Source organism: Pseudanabaena sp. FACHB-1998, from assembly GCF_014696355.1.
In the GTDB taxonomy this organism is placed as follows: domain Bacteria; phylum Cyanobacteriota; class Cyanobacteriia; order Pseudanabaenales; family Pseudanabaenaceae; genus Pseudanabaena.
This window is the reverse complement of sequence record NZ_JACJQA010000015.1, coordinates 26,340-40,463: the sequence shown is the minus strand read 5'-3', so window position 1 is coordinate 40,463 and position 14,124 is coordinate 26,340. Positions and strand designations below refer to the sequence as shown.

The window sequence follows — 14,124 nt, the reverse complement described above, 5'->3', positions numbered from 1 at the left end:
GACAGCAGCAATATCAAATCCTAGATTAGCTCTTCTGTTACAATCCTACGCAAAATTTCAGCAACTGTGGCAGCCATTCGCGAATCAATCTCTAGGGCTTCGCGATCAGGATTTTTGAGATCAAGGACAGCACGGAGGGTCATATTCACCGATCGCAGCTTTGGCAAGGGGCGATCGTCAGAGGTGGCGAGGCGATCAACAAATTGCACACAGGCGGTGTAAGTCAATTCTGATTGTTTACGCTGATCGCTATAGCCAAATCCCATTTTAGAAATCACCACGGGATCGCCTATAAAATATTGCATTCCTAGCGCCGCGATCGCCGTATCCACGTATCTAGCCGTATCCTGTCCCATCGCATTAATCAAATTGCTTAAACTATGCCATTGAGCATGAGGTAAGCGATTACTAGGCGGAATATGGCGATGCCAGGCCACCAAAGACATCACTCTGGTGAGATCATAGGCGGAAATCAAATTGTCCCCCCGATGGGATTCCTTAGCAAAGGAAATCATGCTATTGCCAGCAATATCTAACAATACAGGCTGATCGATATAGGGCTTTTCACCATAACGACCTTGAAAAGAAAGTTTTTGATTACCCGTAAGAGAGATCAACCAATTTTGTAACTCTAGCGGTGTCGCAAATTGCTTAAACATAGCAGCTAAAGAGTTAGAGGTCATCCCGTTCGACTCAACATAGTTGCAAATGCGCTGCGCCAATTCCGAGAAAGAACGGGTTTGCTGCTTACCACTAGGATCGACGATCGCACAGTTAGCGATCCCTTGATTTGGCTCAACTTGATTCGCTTTGCAAATGGTATAGAGCAGAGGCAAAATTTTGGTGGAACTCCAAAACTGCACATTATCCAAAGCATTGCGCCCAATCCACCGCGATAGCATCTGACCATTGACGAGGCTACCAATGCTAATGCAAGCCTGTTGAATACTGTCGTCTAGAAATTCCAAGCCAATATTTTCAATATTAGGAATTTCACCGATCGCAGGATAGGGACGAAAGCGGACTCGCACCTGTGTACCCGCAAGCATGGCAATTTCACCATAGGACACAATATTTACACCATCGGGTAAACTCGCAAGGCGATCGGGATAGGACGAAATATGACTTAAAAGGGGTGATGGGGCAAAATTACGGTTAGGTAAACTATCCATCGATCCCGCCACACAGCCTTCTACCCCCCGATCCAGAAAGCCCAAATGACTAGAATCCGCCTGCCCCATATTTACAAAAATACGCTGAGAGTTCGTAAATTTCTGAAATAGGCGATCGCCCTCGCCGACAACTCCCAATAAATGCCTGACCACCGCAGGCATCTGCAAAAGGCTATTCGTAATTGCTTGCGAATTAGCATCCAAAATCGTATCGATGCTCAGAGCATTGGCAAACTGCACAAAGGCAGCCTCTGTTAATTTCCCATAAATGCCATCGACTTCGCCATCATATAGACCTAAATTTTGCAGATATGCTTGCGATTTGGTCAATTCATCCAGCGAAAGCCCTATCTCTGTCATCGCCATCGAATTCCTCTACTTAATGAAGCTTTTATCTTAGAATTATATGATTTTATCTGAGTTTAAAAACTCAATATTAATTCTATCTATAAGTAATGATCTTGATATGTATTCCCCATCGCTAAGTGTAAGTAGCTCAACACAATTAAATGTAAAAATCAAAAACTTATGGCACACGATGCGCGTGCGCCATAGGTTTTGACTCTGTTTTTTAATTATGTCCAGAAACCCAAAAAGCGAGTTGCGGCGCTTCGCGCCGCAACTCGCTTTTTGGGTTTTGGGTTGTACGGGCTAACCCTCGCTTTGCTATAGGAGTCAGCACAAAGCGCTGACTCTTATGCACTTTGAATTTAGGCTTTACTAAAATTACCGACACCTAAATACAATTCTGCAACTTCAGGATCATTCAATAAATCCGAACCCTTACCCGTAAATTCATCTTTACCTAAATGCATCACATAGCCACGATCCGCGATCGCTAAAGCCTTACGCGCATTCTGTTCTACCAAAATAATCGAAGTCCCCGCCTGATTAATAGTTTGAATCAAATTAAAAATATCCTGAACTAAAATTGGCGATAACGCCGCCGAAGGCTCATCCAAGATTAATAATTTTGGCTCTAGCATCATGGCACGTCCCATGGCAAGCATTTGCCTTTCTCCACCCGACAATGTGCCTGCTCTCTGGCTACGGCGCTTAGCTAAGACAGGAAAAGTGTCATAGATTTTGTCTTTCAAGGGCTTGATATTGCCATCACGGGTGTAAGCCCCCATATCTAAATTGTCAGAAATACTCAGTGACGGAAAAACATTCGCAATTTGCGGCACATAACTAATTCCTAAACGCACAATTTGCTCTGGTTTTAGTCCGACTAAGTTGCGATCGCCAAATAATATTTGTCCCGATCGCACAGGTACTAGTCCAAATATCGCCTTTGCAAAGGTGGACTTTCCCGCCCCATTCGAGCCAATCACCGTGACGAGTTCACCTTCATAGACGGCAAGATTTGCTCCTTGCAAAATATCTACGCCTTCCACATAGCCAGCCACGATCTCGCGAGCATCAATAATGAGTTGTCGCGAAATTTGGCGTTCAGGGCGATCGGGTTGCTCAATTAGCAGATCGGAGGAATTCGCAGATTGACTATCGTTCATAGGTGAGTTTAGAGCCTTACTTAGAAATAAGCATATACAGAGCTAGGCGCTTATTGCAAATAAGTATCTGGGCTCAATTAAATATAAAACCGCAAAACCTGTGGCGCACGCTGCGCGTGCGCCACAGGTTTTGCGGTTTTAATCTAGTTTTTAAACTAGCCCATAAAGTCCATCTAGCAAGCTTCAGCTTCTAGAACACAGCGTAAAGTTGATAAGCCTTTTTTAATTTGGCGGGAAATTGTCACCGCACTCACCCCCAACATTTTGGCAACTTCCGTTTGAGGCATATCCTCAATAAATACAAACTCAACAATCTCTCTGGTGCGTTGTTCCAGTACCGCCATCGCCTGTTGTAAGCGAAACTTATCTTCCTGTTGTAATTGCATATTGCTCTTAGGATCAGCCACCAGATCCCCAATGGAAGCCGCATCTTCTTCTTCAGATCGGATAGGGGCATCAAGACTTAAGGGAGCACGATTTTGACAGGCGAGTTTCGCTTCTTGCCATTCACTCAGGCTCACTCCCAGCGCATTTGCAACTTCTTGAGTAGAAGGTTCTCTTTGGAGGGTATTGCGTAGTTTTTGCATGACGCGGACTGATTGCTGTTGCAAATCCATCCAGCGACGGGGAATACGAACAGATGAATTTTTATCGCGTAAATAATGCTGTATTTCACCGCGAATGTAGCGGACGGCGAAAGAGCTAAAGGCATAACCACGATTTAGTTCAAAGCGATCGACTGCACCAATTAAACCTAAGGCTCCGACCTGTAGTAAATCTTCGTATAGCTCGGAATGGCGATCAGCCCAGAAATGTACTTCTTTTTTGACAAGCCCAATATTTAAACGCACGATGCGATCGCGTAGGTATGCGGATGGGGCTTTGCGATATTGCTTGAGTAGTTCAAGGGTGGTGGTTTTATCTGCTGCCGAAAACTCACGCACTCTATGGCTGGTGATGCTTGACTGAGTAGGAATATCGGATGGGAGCGCGAGTGTTGCGGTAGTCATAGTTTTGCCTTGAACTAATCAAGTCGGTTAATTAAGTTAATTAAGTCATGAAGAACTTTCTGGTTTCGATATAGGTAGATTAGTAGTTTAAGAGGCGATCGTCACCTTGCAGGCTGTTAGGAATTTTTGAGTTTTCCAAATACCTAACACCTAACAACCTGTTAGGAAAAAGCAAATCTTCAAGAAAGACAGCGCGAAGCGCTGTCTTTCTTGAAGATTTGCTTACCCAGTACGAAAACCCAGTATTGCTTGGCTTATCTGCGTTTTACAATTTAGATTTTTGATGGTGCGGCTTCGCTGCACCATTAAAAATCCGATTTCTTTAATCTGCTAAATCTCTCAGCGATCGCTTAGACTGGTAACAAATCTTTACGCCAGCTCAAGCAACCATCGCAATTTAAAGTAGCGCTCTAATGCCAGACCATACCCACATCCATGTTAGAGGTGCGAGACAGCACAACCTCAAAAATGTTGACCTGACGATTCCCCGCGATCGCCTGATCGTGTTTACAGGTGTATCTGGCTCTGGCAAATCATCCCTCGCCTTTGACACGATTTTTGCCGAAGGTCAACGCCGCTATGTGGAATCGCTCAGTGCCTATGCGCGGCAGTTTTTAGGACAAGTCGATAAGCCTGATGTGGACTACATCGAGGGTTTAAGTCCCGCGATTTCCATTGATCAGAAATCTACTTCCCATAATCCACGCTCAACGGTCGGCACGGTCACCGAGATTTATGATTATTTGCGATTATTATTTGGTCGCGCAGGTTCGCCCCACTGCCCGATCTGCGATCGCAACATTGCACCCCAAACCATCGATCACATGGTTGATTCGATTATGGAATTAGGCGATCGCACGCGCTTCCAATTACTCGCGCCCGTGATTCGGGGCAAAAAGGGAACCCATAAAAAATTATTAGCCAGTCTTGCTTCCGAAGGTTTTGGCAGAGTTCGCATTGATGGCGAAGTACGGGAACTGAGCGACAATATCGAACTGGATAAAAATAAACTCCATGATATTGAAATTGTCGTTGATCGCTTAGTTCGCAAGGATGATATTCAAGAACGTCTAACAGATTCTCTCGCCACATGTTTAAAACGTGCGGAAGGGATTGCGATGGTGGAGATTTTGCCCTCACCCCCAGCCCCTCTCCCAGAGGGCGAGGGGAGCAAGAAATCTAAGCAAGAAAACAATATTCTAACTTTCTCAGAAAACTTTGCCTGTCCTGAACATGGCGCGGTAATGGAAGAACTATCACCCCGTATGTTCTCCTTCAATTCTCCCTATGGCGCTTGTCCTACTTGTCATGGATTGGGAAGTATTAAAACCTTTAATCCTGAATTGATTGTTCCCGATCCCTCTCTGCCCGTATATGCCGCGATCGCACCTTGGGCGGATAAAACCCATACCTATTACATCTCGCTCCTATCTAGTGTCGGTGAATATGCAGGTTTTGAAATTAATACCCCTTGGGAAAAGCTCTCTCAAGCTCAGATTGACATTATTCTCTACGGCACCACGGAAAAGATTTTAATTAAGCCTGATTCCTTTTATCGCGATCGCGCTGAGGGCTACTACAAACGCTATGAAGGGGCGATCGCCATTCTCGAACAGCAATATAAAGAGGCGGGCGAATCGCAACGCCAAAAGCTAGAGAATTATCTGATCGAGCAACCCTGCGCCACCTGTGAAGGTACGCGCCTCAAGCCCGAATCTCTCGCCGTTCGCATTGGCGGCTTTAATATTATTGAGTTTGTATCGGCTCCCCTTGGCACTTGTTTAGATCGTCTCAAAAATCTTGATCTCGATTCCCGCACAAGACAAATCGGCGATCGGGTATTGCAAGAAATCGAAGCCAGATTGCAATTTTTATTAGATGTCGGTTTAGATTACCTAACCCTTGATCGTTCCACTATGTCGCTCTCTGGTGGCGAAGCCCAACGGATTCGCCTTGCTACTCAGATCGGTTCAGGATTAACAGGCGTTCTCTATGTATTGGATGAACCGAGTATTGGGCTGCATCAAAGGGATAATTCTCGCTTACTCGCCACATTAACCAAACTGCGAGATCTCGGTAATACCTTAATCGTAGTCGAGCATGACGAAGAAACCATTCGGGCTGCTGATTATCTCGTCGATATTGGGCCAGGAGCAGGCGTGCATGGTGGGCGAGTTGTCGCACAGGGTAGCGTTAAGGATATCGAGACCCATCCCGACTCTCTCACAGGTGCGTATCTCTCCAAACAAAAACAAATTTATACACCTGCGGAACGGCGCGAAGGCAATGGCAAGCATTTAGAAATTTGCAATGCTTATTTGAATAATCTTAAAAATATTAATGTCAAGATTCCGCTTGGCGAATTGGTCTGTATCACAGGCGTATCAGGCTCAGGTAAATCCACTTTAATTAATGACCTGCTGCACCATGCCCTCGAACATAATTTTTCGCGCAAAGTGCCAGCTCCTAAGGGTATGGAGGAAGTCAAAGGACTAAAGCACCTTGATAAATTTATTGTTATCGATCAATCTCCCATCGGACGCACGCCCCGATCCAATCCTGCCACCTATACGGGGCTATTCGATGTGATCCGTGAAACCTTCGCGCTGACAACGGCGGCGAAAACTCGCGGCTACAAAGCAGGACAATTTTCCTTTAATGTCAAAGGCGGACGTTGCGAAGCTTGTTCGGGTCAGGGCGTAAATATCATTTCTATGAATTTTCTGCCCGATGTCTATGTGCAGTGCGATGTCTGTAAAGGTGCAAGATATAACCGCGAGACGTTACAAGTTAAGTACAAAGAAAAAACGATCGCCGATGTCCTCGATATGACCATCGAAGAAGCGATGCACTTCTTCGAGAATATTCCCTCTGCCCATACTAAATTGGGAATGCTGGTGGATGTGGGCTTAGGCTATGTGCGGCTCGGTCAGTCTGCTCCCACCCTCTCAGGCGGTGAAGCCCAACGGGTGAAACTTGCCACGGAATTAGCACGACGAGCCACAGGCAAAACCCTATATTTAATCGATGAGCCGACCACAGGTTTAAGCTTTTACGATGTGCATAAATTGCTAGATGTAATGCAGCGCCTCGTGGATAAGGGTAATAGCATCATCACGATTGAGCATAATCTTGATGTGATTCGCTGTGCTGATTGGATTATTGATTTGGGGCCAGAAGGCGGCGATCGCGGTGGTGAAGTGGTTGCAGAAGGCACACCCGAACAGGTAGCCAAAGTTAAGAAATCCTACACTGGCAAATATCTCAAGCAAGTTTTAGCCGAATATCCGCGCCATACTTAACAAAAATAAGGACGGCGCTTCGCGCCGCCCTTATTTTTTGGGGTTTAAGGAAGTAGAACTGCTACTTCCTTGTTTTTATGCATACAAATTTTTGTCGCATCGCACAGACATTTATGCAATGATAAAAGAAATCCCACCGTTTCCAGTGGGACTAGCATTTTTGTGTTGAGTGCGGATATCTTAAACCATTTTGTGGTCAATGATATTAAGATTTTTAGCTGTTTAAATAAATTTTTTGCGATCGCAGGTCGTAAGGAAGCAAAAACAGCAATATTATAGAGGCGCAATGCGCCTCTATATGTTTTTTAGCCCTGTAGATGTATGGCATTGTCATACATCTACAGCCAAAAGCTTTATCTTTCAAAGAATATGCCTGAAGAAGCCAATCTCCCCACACCCACAGATACGCCTCCATCTCCCTTTAAAAATTTAACGGGCGCAGCGATCGCCGCTACTCTTGCCACTGGGCTTTACGCTTTTACGAACATGGTGGCGCATAAGCTCGCAACTGCGCCTTTGCAAACAACAAATACGTTGGCAAATCGTTTATCAACCCTTGTCCGTACTTTACTACTATCTATCGGTACGGGAGCCACGATGATTTTTGCTGTAATCGCCGTGGGATTAGTATTACTCACGATTAAGCAAGTATTTACAAGTGTTTTCAGCAAAGCTCAATAGATCGGCAGAACTTTGCGCTTACCACCCCCAAGATAAATGGCGGCGCAAAGCGCCGCCATTTATCTTGGGGGTTTTAATTTACAAAAGTGTTGGCACACTTTTGTAAATTGGTATTACCAATCTATTAGAAGACCCTGCGATCGCAAATGGGCTTGCAAGTCCTTGATCTTGCCGCGATCAAGAATCGCTTGCGGCGTTAAGCTAGGATCGTCCTGCGCCAAAATCCATGCTGCCGATGCACCTGCGGCAGCCCCTGCTGACCATTCGCCCACATGAATACGGGTTGCTCCATTTACGATGTGACTAACTGCCATCGCTTTACCACCCATCAGCAAATTATCAATACGCTGTGGAATCAAGCTTTCAAAGGGCAGAATAATTGGACGGACTTTGTCTTCATTGGCGGGCGCTGAGCTTGGAGCCTTGGATGGTTCCCAATTGCGATAGCGACAGCCATGCATATCGATCGCATAGTGGGTTAAGCCAATGGAAGTCGCATTAAAACTACGTCCACCTTCCATATCATTGCGAATGTCCTGCTCACGCATGAAAAACACTGGCTGACCATAGGCAGAACGCCCTAAAATCCGCCGACCTTCGCGAATATAGGGATACATACTTAATCCTGATTGAGTTGGCATGGGGCTGTCAGGACCTGACATCATCCGAATCGGAAACTCTGTTGAAGCGTATTTATCCATCAACCATTCTGCAAATAGAAGGGCATGATTTTCACCATCTTTAAGCGCTTTCGTATTTAAGCCTCCTAACCAGTTTTGCTGTTGACCTGAATCGCGAATTTGTTGATCAGTCAAAATCAGCGGCGGATTCATAATTCCCCAATCATTGCCACGATTCCAGTTAATGACGGTCATGTCGCCCTTGGCAGGAGTTGCCTTAAAGGGGTCATCGCGCTTCATGCTGACAATGCGGCGATAGTTAAATACGCTATTGCCTTCAAACATCGGAAATCTACCTAAGTCGTAGTCTTTGCGATGCTCTTCACGGGAAAATCCGGGCTGCACTTTGCGTAATTCCTTGAGCGATCGCCCTTCGTCATCGGCAATTTTGAGGACAAAGGGAAAGGTAAAGGCTTGGGTACATTCGGGATTGTCGGCGACCGCATGAACTTCACCTGTAGTGCTAAATCCTTCCGAACCGAGTCGATGGGGAATATTTGCCCAAGCAATCAATTCGGCGGTGTCGGTGGAGTCAATCACGATCATTTGCTTACCTGCGGGAGGCTGTAAGCGAATAGCTTTTTTATCAAAGGTTTCGTCAGGATTCCAGTTAAACCAGCTTTTGAGTTCGCGAGACAAACGACCTTGAGAGAGATAGTTAGGATCGCGGGGAATCCTTCTTACTGCATGAATGGCGGTAATGCGATCGCCTTTCTCATTAAAAGTTGCGCCCTTAAAGGCGATTTGAGTTTCCCATCGACTTTTAGGAGATGATCGTTGCGACTCGCGCAAAAACTCTTCGGAAGCGAGTTCTCCTGAATAGGGAGTGAAGCAAAGATTGCCTACCCAGCAACTATTCGTATCCGCTACCACAGCTCCCGGCTTGAGATAGGAATATTTATCAGGTAAGGCTGGCTGGCTGGCGATAATATTTTTGAAATGCGTCCAACTAAGCGGAAATTGTTGGCGATAGCGCATAAGTAAGGATTCATCGATCGCACTTACTCCCTGCGAACTCACCTGTCCGCCGAGCATCGGTGTAAGTTCGATAAGGCAAGTTGTTGCTCCCGTTTTCATTGAGTGATAGGCAGCGGCGACTCCCCCTAGAGATCCGCCAACGATCGCCACATCACATTCCCATACTTCCGCATCGGCTGGGGCTGGTGGATTGAGATTTGGGAATCCATTGCGATCATAAGGAGGAATCGATGCATCAGGAGTTTGGGCGATCGGTTCTACAGGTGGCTTTTGGTTGCCGATGATCTGCCAAGTCCTTGCCGCCGCACCGCTTAGGACTACACCCATAAACAGCATTAAAAAAATAAACCGCACTTTAGGCTTAAATGCTTGTTTTGGTTGATTTTCTATGTTTTGATCGCTGCGATCGTTTGTATCTTCTGGTTTCTCTGTTTGACCGCTCATAACTCGCTATCACTCATTAAATATTTACTTGCTTTATGGACAAGCAATTATGCTCACATCACACAACCTTAAGATTAGCTTATATTGTCTATGAGTAGACATATTTTAGTGTAAGTAAATTGGCTGACAAATCTAAGTTCAATTCCAGTTAAATACTTAGGCGATCGCATCAATTTTTCTCTATTACATCCATAGTTTAAGTACTTAATTTATGGGCTTTTAAATGGATAGATAAATACAGAGGCTTGTCAAGTCCTTTGCGATACAAAGATCGGTTTATTTCAATCTTAAATAATTTGTAAGTAGCTGGGCATAATTAAAAACCCAGACCTAAAAGCTGTGGCGCACACTGCGCGTGTGCCACAGCTTTTGGGGTTTTATCTTTAATTTTGCCTAGCTACTTAAAAGAGTTATTGCAAAGGGCTATAAGGGATAGGACAAGTATTTGTTCTAGCGATCGCCCATCGGAATTAGGCTTATGAAATAGCGACTGTAGGGATTAAATAATCACGATCGCTGTTTATACAAATGAGATAGGGAATCGCTGTTAATATCAAGGAAGTTTTTTAGGGCATAAGGCTATGACTGTGACAGCAATTAGACCCATAACTATAGATGAGTTTTTGCAATTGCCAGAAACTAAACCTGCCTCTGAATTTATTAATGGACAAATCACTCAAAAAACTATGCCCCAAGGTGAACATAGTCAACTTCAGATTGATCTTTGCGAAACTATTAATCAAATCGCGAAACCACAGAAAATTGCCAAAGCCTTTCCAGAGTTGCGCTGTGTTTTTGGTGGGTTAGCGATCGTCCCAGAGATAGCTATATTTCGTTGGGAAAGAATCCCGCGTTTGCCGTCGGGACGCATCGCTAACCGTTTTGAAATCTATCCTGATTGGGCAATTGAAATTCTATCTCCAGATCAAAAGTATAAACAAGTTTTAGGGAAACTCTTACATTGTGCGGAACATGGCTCTGAGCTAGGTTGGTTACTTGATGCCGAGGATGAAAGTATTTTGGTAGTGGATAGCGATCGCCGCGTTAAAGAATTTACCTATAGCGATCGCTTACCAGTTCTTACAGGAATTGATTTGGAACTAACGGTTGAGCAAGTCTTTAGCTGGCTAAGTCTTTAGCTGGCTAAGTCTTTAGCTTATTGATTTTGGTAAGAGGCGATCGCTTTAAATAGCTTTAGTCACTTGTCTCAGGACAACCCAAAACCCAGAAAACGAGTTGCGGCGCTTCGCGCCGCAACTCGTTTTCTGGGTTTGTGTCTTAACAAGAATGGCAACAGCTATAAAATTTGGCATTGAGCACAAAAATGCGTCGATCGCCCACCGAGCTTAATTTTGGAAATACTAGTACCACATACATTACAAGGCTGACCTGTCCGTCGAAATACCCAAGCCGTATCAATGTAATTTCCCTTCAGCCCTGCGACATTTTGAAACGAGCTAAACGTTGTGCCACCTTTCGCAATTCCATCACTCAGGGATTTAATAATTCCTTGATGTAAAGCTTTTACCTGTTCTGAGTTAAGAGAATTCGCCGCTTTTTGGGGATGGATTTTCCCTAAAAATAATGACTCATCAGCATAAATATTGCCAATACCTGCCACAGTTTCTTGATCGAGCAGGACAGTCTTAATAGGGCGACCACTACGGCTTAATTGGGTCGCTAAATGTTCGGGAGTAAAAGCCGCATCAAAAGGCTCTAAGCCTAGTTTTTGTAGTCCCGTAATCACTGATTCTGTCGGTTGTCCAGAGGGAACCCACCACATTTTGCCAAAGGTACGCTGATCATCAAAACGCAATTCTCTTTGACCTAAACCTTTTTCCTTTTTCCCCTTGACCTTTTCCTTTAAAAAAAGTCGTACTCGTGTATGCTTGCCCAAAGTTTCATCGCGATCGCACCAGAGCAAACTCCCCGTCATTCGTAAATGCACTCCTAATTGATTGCCTTGAGATAACTTAGCAATTAAATATTTTCCCCGTCGCTGCCATTCGATAAACTCTGCCCCAATTAGCGAATCTAAAAAAGCTTGGGAATTTTCAGGATAGGCGATCGCACGGGGTAGCAATATTTCACCACCTTCAATTTGCCAACCTAACGTATTTTCATTTAAACCAATCCGAACCGTCTCAACTTCTGGTAATTCAGGCATTATTCAATAAAAAAGCTACAATCTTTGCTATGCAAAGATTGTAGCTTTTTTAGGTTAGAAGAATCTAAGCGACTTCTTCGACTTCATCGATCGCAAAGTTATTAGTTGCGACATTAGAGTAATTTACGCTGTCAAAGCGAACGATCACTGGATAAATGATGCCGCTTTTATCAACAGAAGCTACAGTACCGACTTCACGATACCAGTAGGACTCTTTACGCAAAATGCGAACCTTGGAACCACGTGCAACTGCCATAGTTTTATCCTTATTCCTAAAGACTGTAATTTGAAAAATAAAATGATTACAGATATCGTCTCTAGGTTACTGTGAGGCGATCGTCTCTGTCTATTTCTAAGTCGTTAAGTTTTATTTAGCAAAAGGGGATGCTTAGCCCTAGCGCACCACCACCGTAGTTCCCACCGAAGCCCAACGATAGAGCCATGCAGCGTGGTCTGGGGCAACGTTAGTACAGCCATGACTGATCGGAATACCAAAGCTTCTATGCCAATAAGCGCCATGAATTGCATAGTTGCCACTGTAGTACATCACATTTGGGACATCTGGGACGTTGTAGTCTTCACCCTGCATTCTGGCGGTAGGGTATTTAGTCTGAATTTTAAAAATACCTTTGGGCGTTGGTGTAGCACTTTTGCCCGTAGAGACTACGACTGCATAAACTAACTGATTACCTTGCCATGCTAAAAGTCTTTGACTTCTAAGACGAATTTCAATCCAGCGTTGCCCCGATCGCCTGAGTAATTCGATATCGCGATCGCGCGCACTATTACTACGCCGAGAGGTTTGGGCGATCGCCATATCTGTCGTAAGGCTATCACTAACTCCTATCAAAAAGAGGGACAGAAATAGCAAAAGTGCGGAAGCTCTTAGTTTAGCGGGACAGTACTTAAACATATTCATTGAAAATTTGCCTACCTCAATTATGCCCAAACCTAAGTTATCTACGCCAAATCATGTAGAAATAATTAATGGTTCGGGGCAAAGCCCCGAACCATTAATTATTTCCATGCAGCAAGCCTATGACGGTATCTAATTCCTAAAACCCTAGAAAGTGATGCGGCGCTTCGCGCCGCATCACTTTCTAGGAAGAGAAGGACGTACATTACTTGTTGTAATAGTAAGCAACATCTTTATCCTTAAGTGGGGCAAAACCTGCCTCTAATAATTTTTGATTAAGCTCATCTTGAGGAATGTGCTTTGCGCCAATACGGACAATGCGCGATCGCATGGTATTAGTTACGCCACTGCGTTGACGACCAGCTTCTAGAGCCATAACACTACTGTATAAATCAAGCTTTTTGGGGTCGATGGGTGTGCCATCAAAATCAAGTCCCTGTGCGATCGCCACATCAATCGCATCAGCACCCGTCGTTGAAGAATTATCAGACATAAATTTTATGCGCCTAAAGTTACTTGGTTTAATTTGTTTATTACTTGCTTAATTATTGACTGCACCGAGCAATTTTGTACCACTAAAACCATCTATAGCTGTATGAAAACCAATAAGCGAGTGGCGGCGCGAAGCGCCGCCACTCGCTTATTGGTTTTGGTGTCCAAAGGTGACTATAGCTTTATAGACAAGGGGCTTAAGCCCCTTGTCTATAACTCCCAATCATAGAAATTGCAGTAACAGAACTTTGCATTTATTTTAATTAATCTTCAGGTAGATAATGAGGATTTAAAATATCTGCTAGTGCGAAGGGACAAATATCTGGAAAAACAGAAAGTTCTAATCCCGTTTCCTGAGCAGTAATTAATCTGGCATCTTGGTAACACTCAGCAAAGACGGATTCAAAATAAGGCTTAAGACTAGGACTTTTTTTTATAGCTTTATTTAATCGCAGAGAATGCTCAGTAATTGAGGCTTTCCAACTATTGGTACGTTTTTGCGGTTGATATTTCCATTTGAGTAAATGTTGCAAAACCCTAATTAAATTACTTTCTAGAGCATCTTTGCGGCTGTTTCCCATATCCTCAATTTCTTCGGCAAGATTTTCCAAGTCTAAGTTGGCGATCGCGCCTGTTCTTAATGAATTTACAGTTTCCGTCAACCAAAGATTAAAGTCGGTTTCATATAAGGATTTTGCATTATTCATATAAATCTCATTATATAGATTCAATAGTCTAAATTACATTGTGCATTGGCAGCCCCTAAAG

General features: G+C 44.2%; 13 protein-coding genes. 4 read left to right on the top strand and 9 right to left on the bottom strand.

The features are described from left to right. Positions 1 to 20: 20 nt before the first annotated feature. The 3 genes from H6F42_RS06335 to H6F42_RS06325 form a co-directional block, all read right to left on the bottom strand. Positions 21 to 1,538, bottom strand: a complete 1,518-nt coding sequence (locus H6F42_RS06335; RefSeq protein WP_190398512.1) for a peptidoglycan-binding domain-containing protein — start codon at positions 1,536 to 1,538, stop codon at positions 21 to 23. Between the two features lie 344 nt (positions 1,539 to 1,882). Beyond that, entirely contained in the window at positions 1,883 to 2,686 is an 804-nt protein-coding gene (locus tag H6F42_RS06330) for an ABC transporter ATP-binding protein (RefSeq protein WP_242018348.1), read from the bottom strand. A gap of 173 nt (positions 2,687 to 2,859) precedes the next feature. Further along, positions 2,860 to 3,696: a sigma-70 family RNA polymerase sigma factor gene (locus H6F42_RS06325; RefSeq protein WP_190398511.1), complete on the bottom strand. Its 837-nt coding sequence runs from the start codon at positions 3,694 to 3,696 to the stop codon at positions 2,860 to 2,862. Between the two features lie 413 nt (positions 3,697 to 4,109). Between H6F42_RS06325 and uvrA the strand changes: the two genes are divergently transcribed. Together uvrA and H6F42_RS06315 are read left to right on the top strand one after the other, a co-directional pair. Next, complete coding sequence (gene uvrA, locus H6F42_RS06320) at positions 4,110 to 6,998, top strand: excinuclease ABC subunit UvrA (protein WP_190398510.1); 2,889 nt, start codon at positions 4,110 to 4,112, stop codon at positions 6,996 to 6,998. A gap of 321 nt (positions 6,999 to 7,319) precedes the next feature. Further along, positions 7,320 to 7,679 (top strand): DUF3082 domain-containing protein, encoded by a 360-nt coding sequence (locus H6F42_RS06315; RefSeq protein ID WP_242018347.1) that lies wholly within the window; start codon positions 7,320 to 7,322, stop codon positions 7,677 to 7,679. A 113-nt stretch (positions 7,680 to 7,792) separates the two neighbouring features. On the opposite strand, the gene H6F42_RS06310 is transcribed toward H6F42_RS06315, so the two are convergent. Further along, positions 7,793 to 9,781 carry an FAD-dependent oxidoreductase gene (locus H6F42_RS06310; protein WP_190398509.1) on the bottom strand — a complete coding sequence of 663 codons (1,989 nt, stop codon included), beginning with the start codon at positions 9,779 to 9,781 and terminating at the stop codon, positions 7,793 to 7,795. A 581-nt stretch (positions 9,782 to 10,362) separates the two neighbouring features. Between H6F42_RS06310 and H6F42_RS06305 the strand changes: the two genes are divergently transcribed. Next, entirely contained in the window at positions 10,363 to 10,920 is a 558-nt protein-coding gene (locus tag H6F42_RS06305) for a Uma2 family endonuclease (RefSeq protein ID WP_190398508.1), read from the top strand. Positions 10,921 to 11,078: 158 nt separating this feature from the next. Here H6F42_RS06305 and H6F42_RS06300 read toward each other — a convergent pair whose 3' ends face one another. The 3 genes from H6F42_RS06300 to H6F42_RS06290 all read right to left on the bottom strand — a co-directional run bounded on the left by H6F42_RS06300 (position 11,079) and on the right by H6F42_RS06290 (position 12,867). Next, positions 11,079 to 11,948 carry a DNA-formamidopyrimidine glycosylase gene (locus tag H6F42_RS06300; RefSeq protein ID WP_190398507.1) on the bottom strand — a complete coding sequence of 290 codons (870 nt, stop codon included), beginning with the start codon at positions 11,946 to 11,948 and terminating at the stop codon, positions 11,079 to 11,081. Positions 11,949 to 12,012: 64 nt separating this feature from the next. Continuing rightward, positions 12,013 to 12,204, bottom strand: coding sequence for a photosystem I reaction center subunit IV (locus H6F42_RS06295; RefSeq protein WP_190398506.1), 192 nt, complete (start codon positions 12,202 to 12,204; stop codon positions 12,013 to 12,015). 138 nt (positions 12,205 to 12,342) lie between these two features. Beyond that, complete coding sequence (locus H6F42_RS06290) at positions 12,343 to 12,867, bottom strand: L,D-transpeptidase (RefSeq protein ID WP_242018346.1); 525 nt, start codon at positions 12,865 to 12,867, stop codon at positions 12,343 to 12,345. A 7-nt stretch (positions 12,868 to 12,874) separates the two neighbouring features. Here H6F42_RS06290 and H6F42_RS22060 point away from each other — a divergent pair, with 7 nt between their 5' ends. Then, the gene (locus H6F42_RS22060) at positions 12,875 to 13,000 is read left to right on the top strand and encodes a hypothetical protein (protein WP_277873818.1); all 126 of its coding nucleotides are present in this window, start codon (positions 12,875 to 12,877) and stop codon (positions 12,998 to 13,000) included. A 69-nt stretch (positions 13,001 to 13,069) separates the two neighbouring features. On the opposite strand, the gene H6F42_RS06285 is transcribed toward H6F42_RS22060, so the two are convergent. Next, positions 13,070 to 13,357: a DUF4090 family protein gene (locus tag H6F42_RS06285; RefSeq protein WP_190398505.1), complete on the bottom strand. Its 288-nt coding sequence runs from the start codon at positions 13,355 to 13,357 to the stop codon at positions 13,070 to 13,072. Between the two features lie 262 nt (positions 13,358 to 13,619). After that, complete coding sequence (locus tag H6F42_RS06280; protein WP_190398504.1) at positions 13,620 to 14,063, bottom strand: DUF29 domain-containing protein; 444 nt, start codon at positions 14,061 to 14,063, stop codon at positions 13,620 to 13,622. Positions 14,064 to 14,124 lie beyond the last annotated feature (61 nt).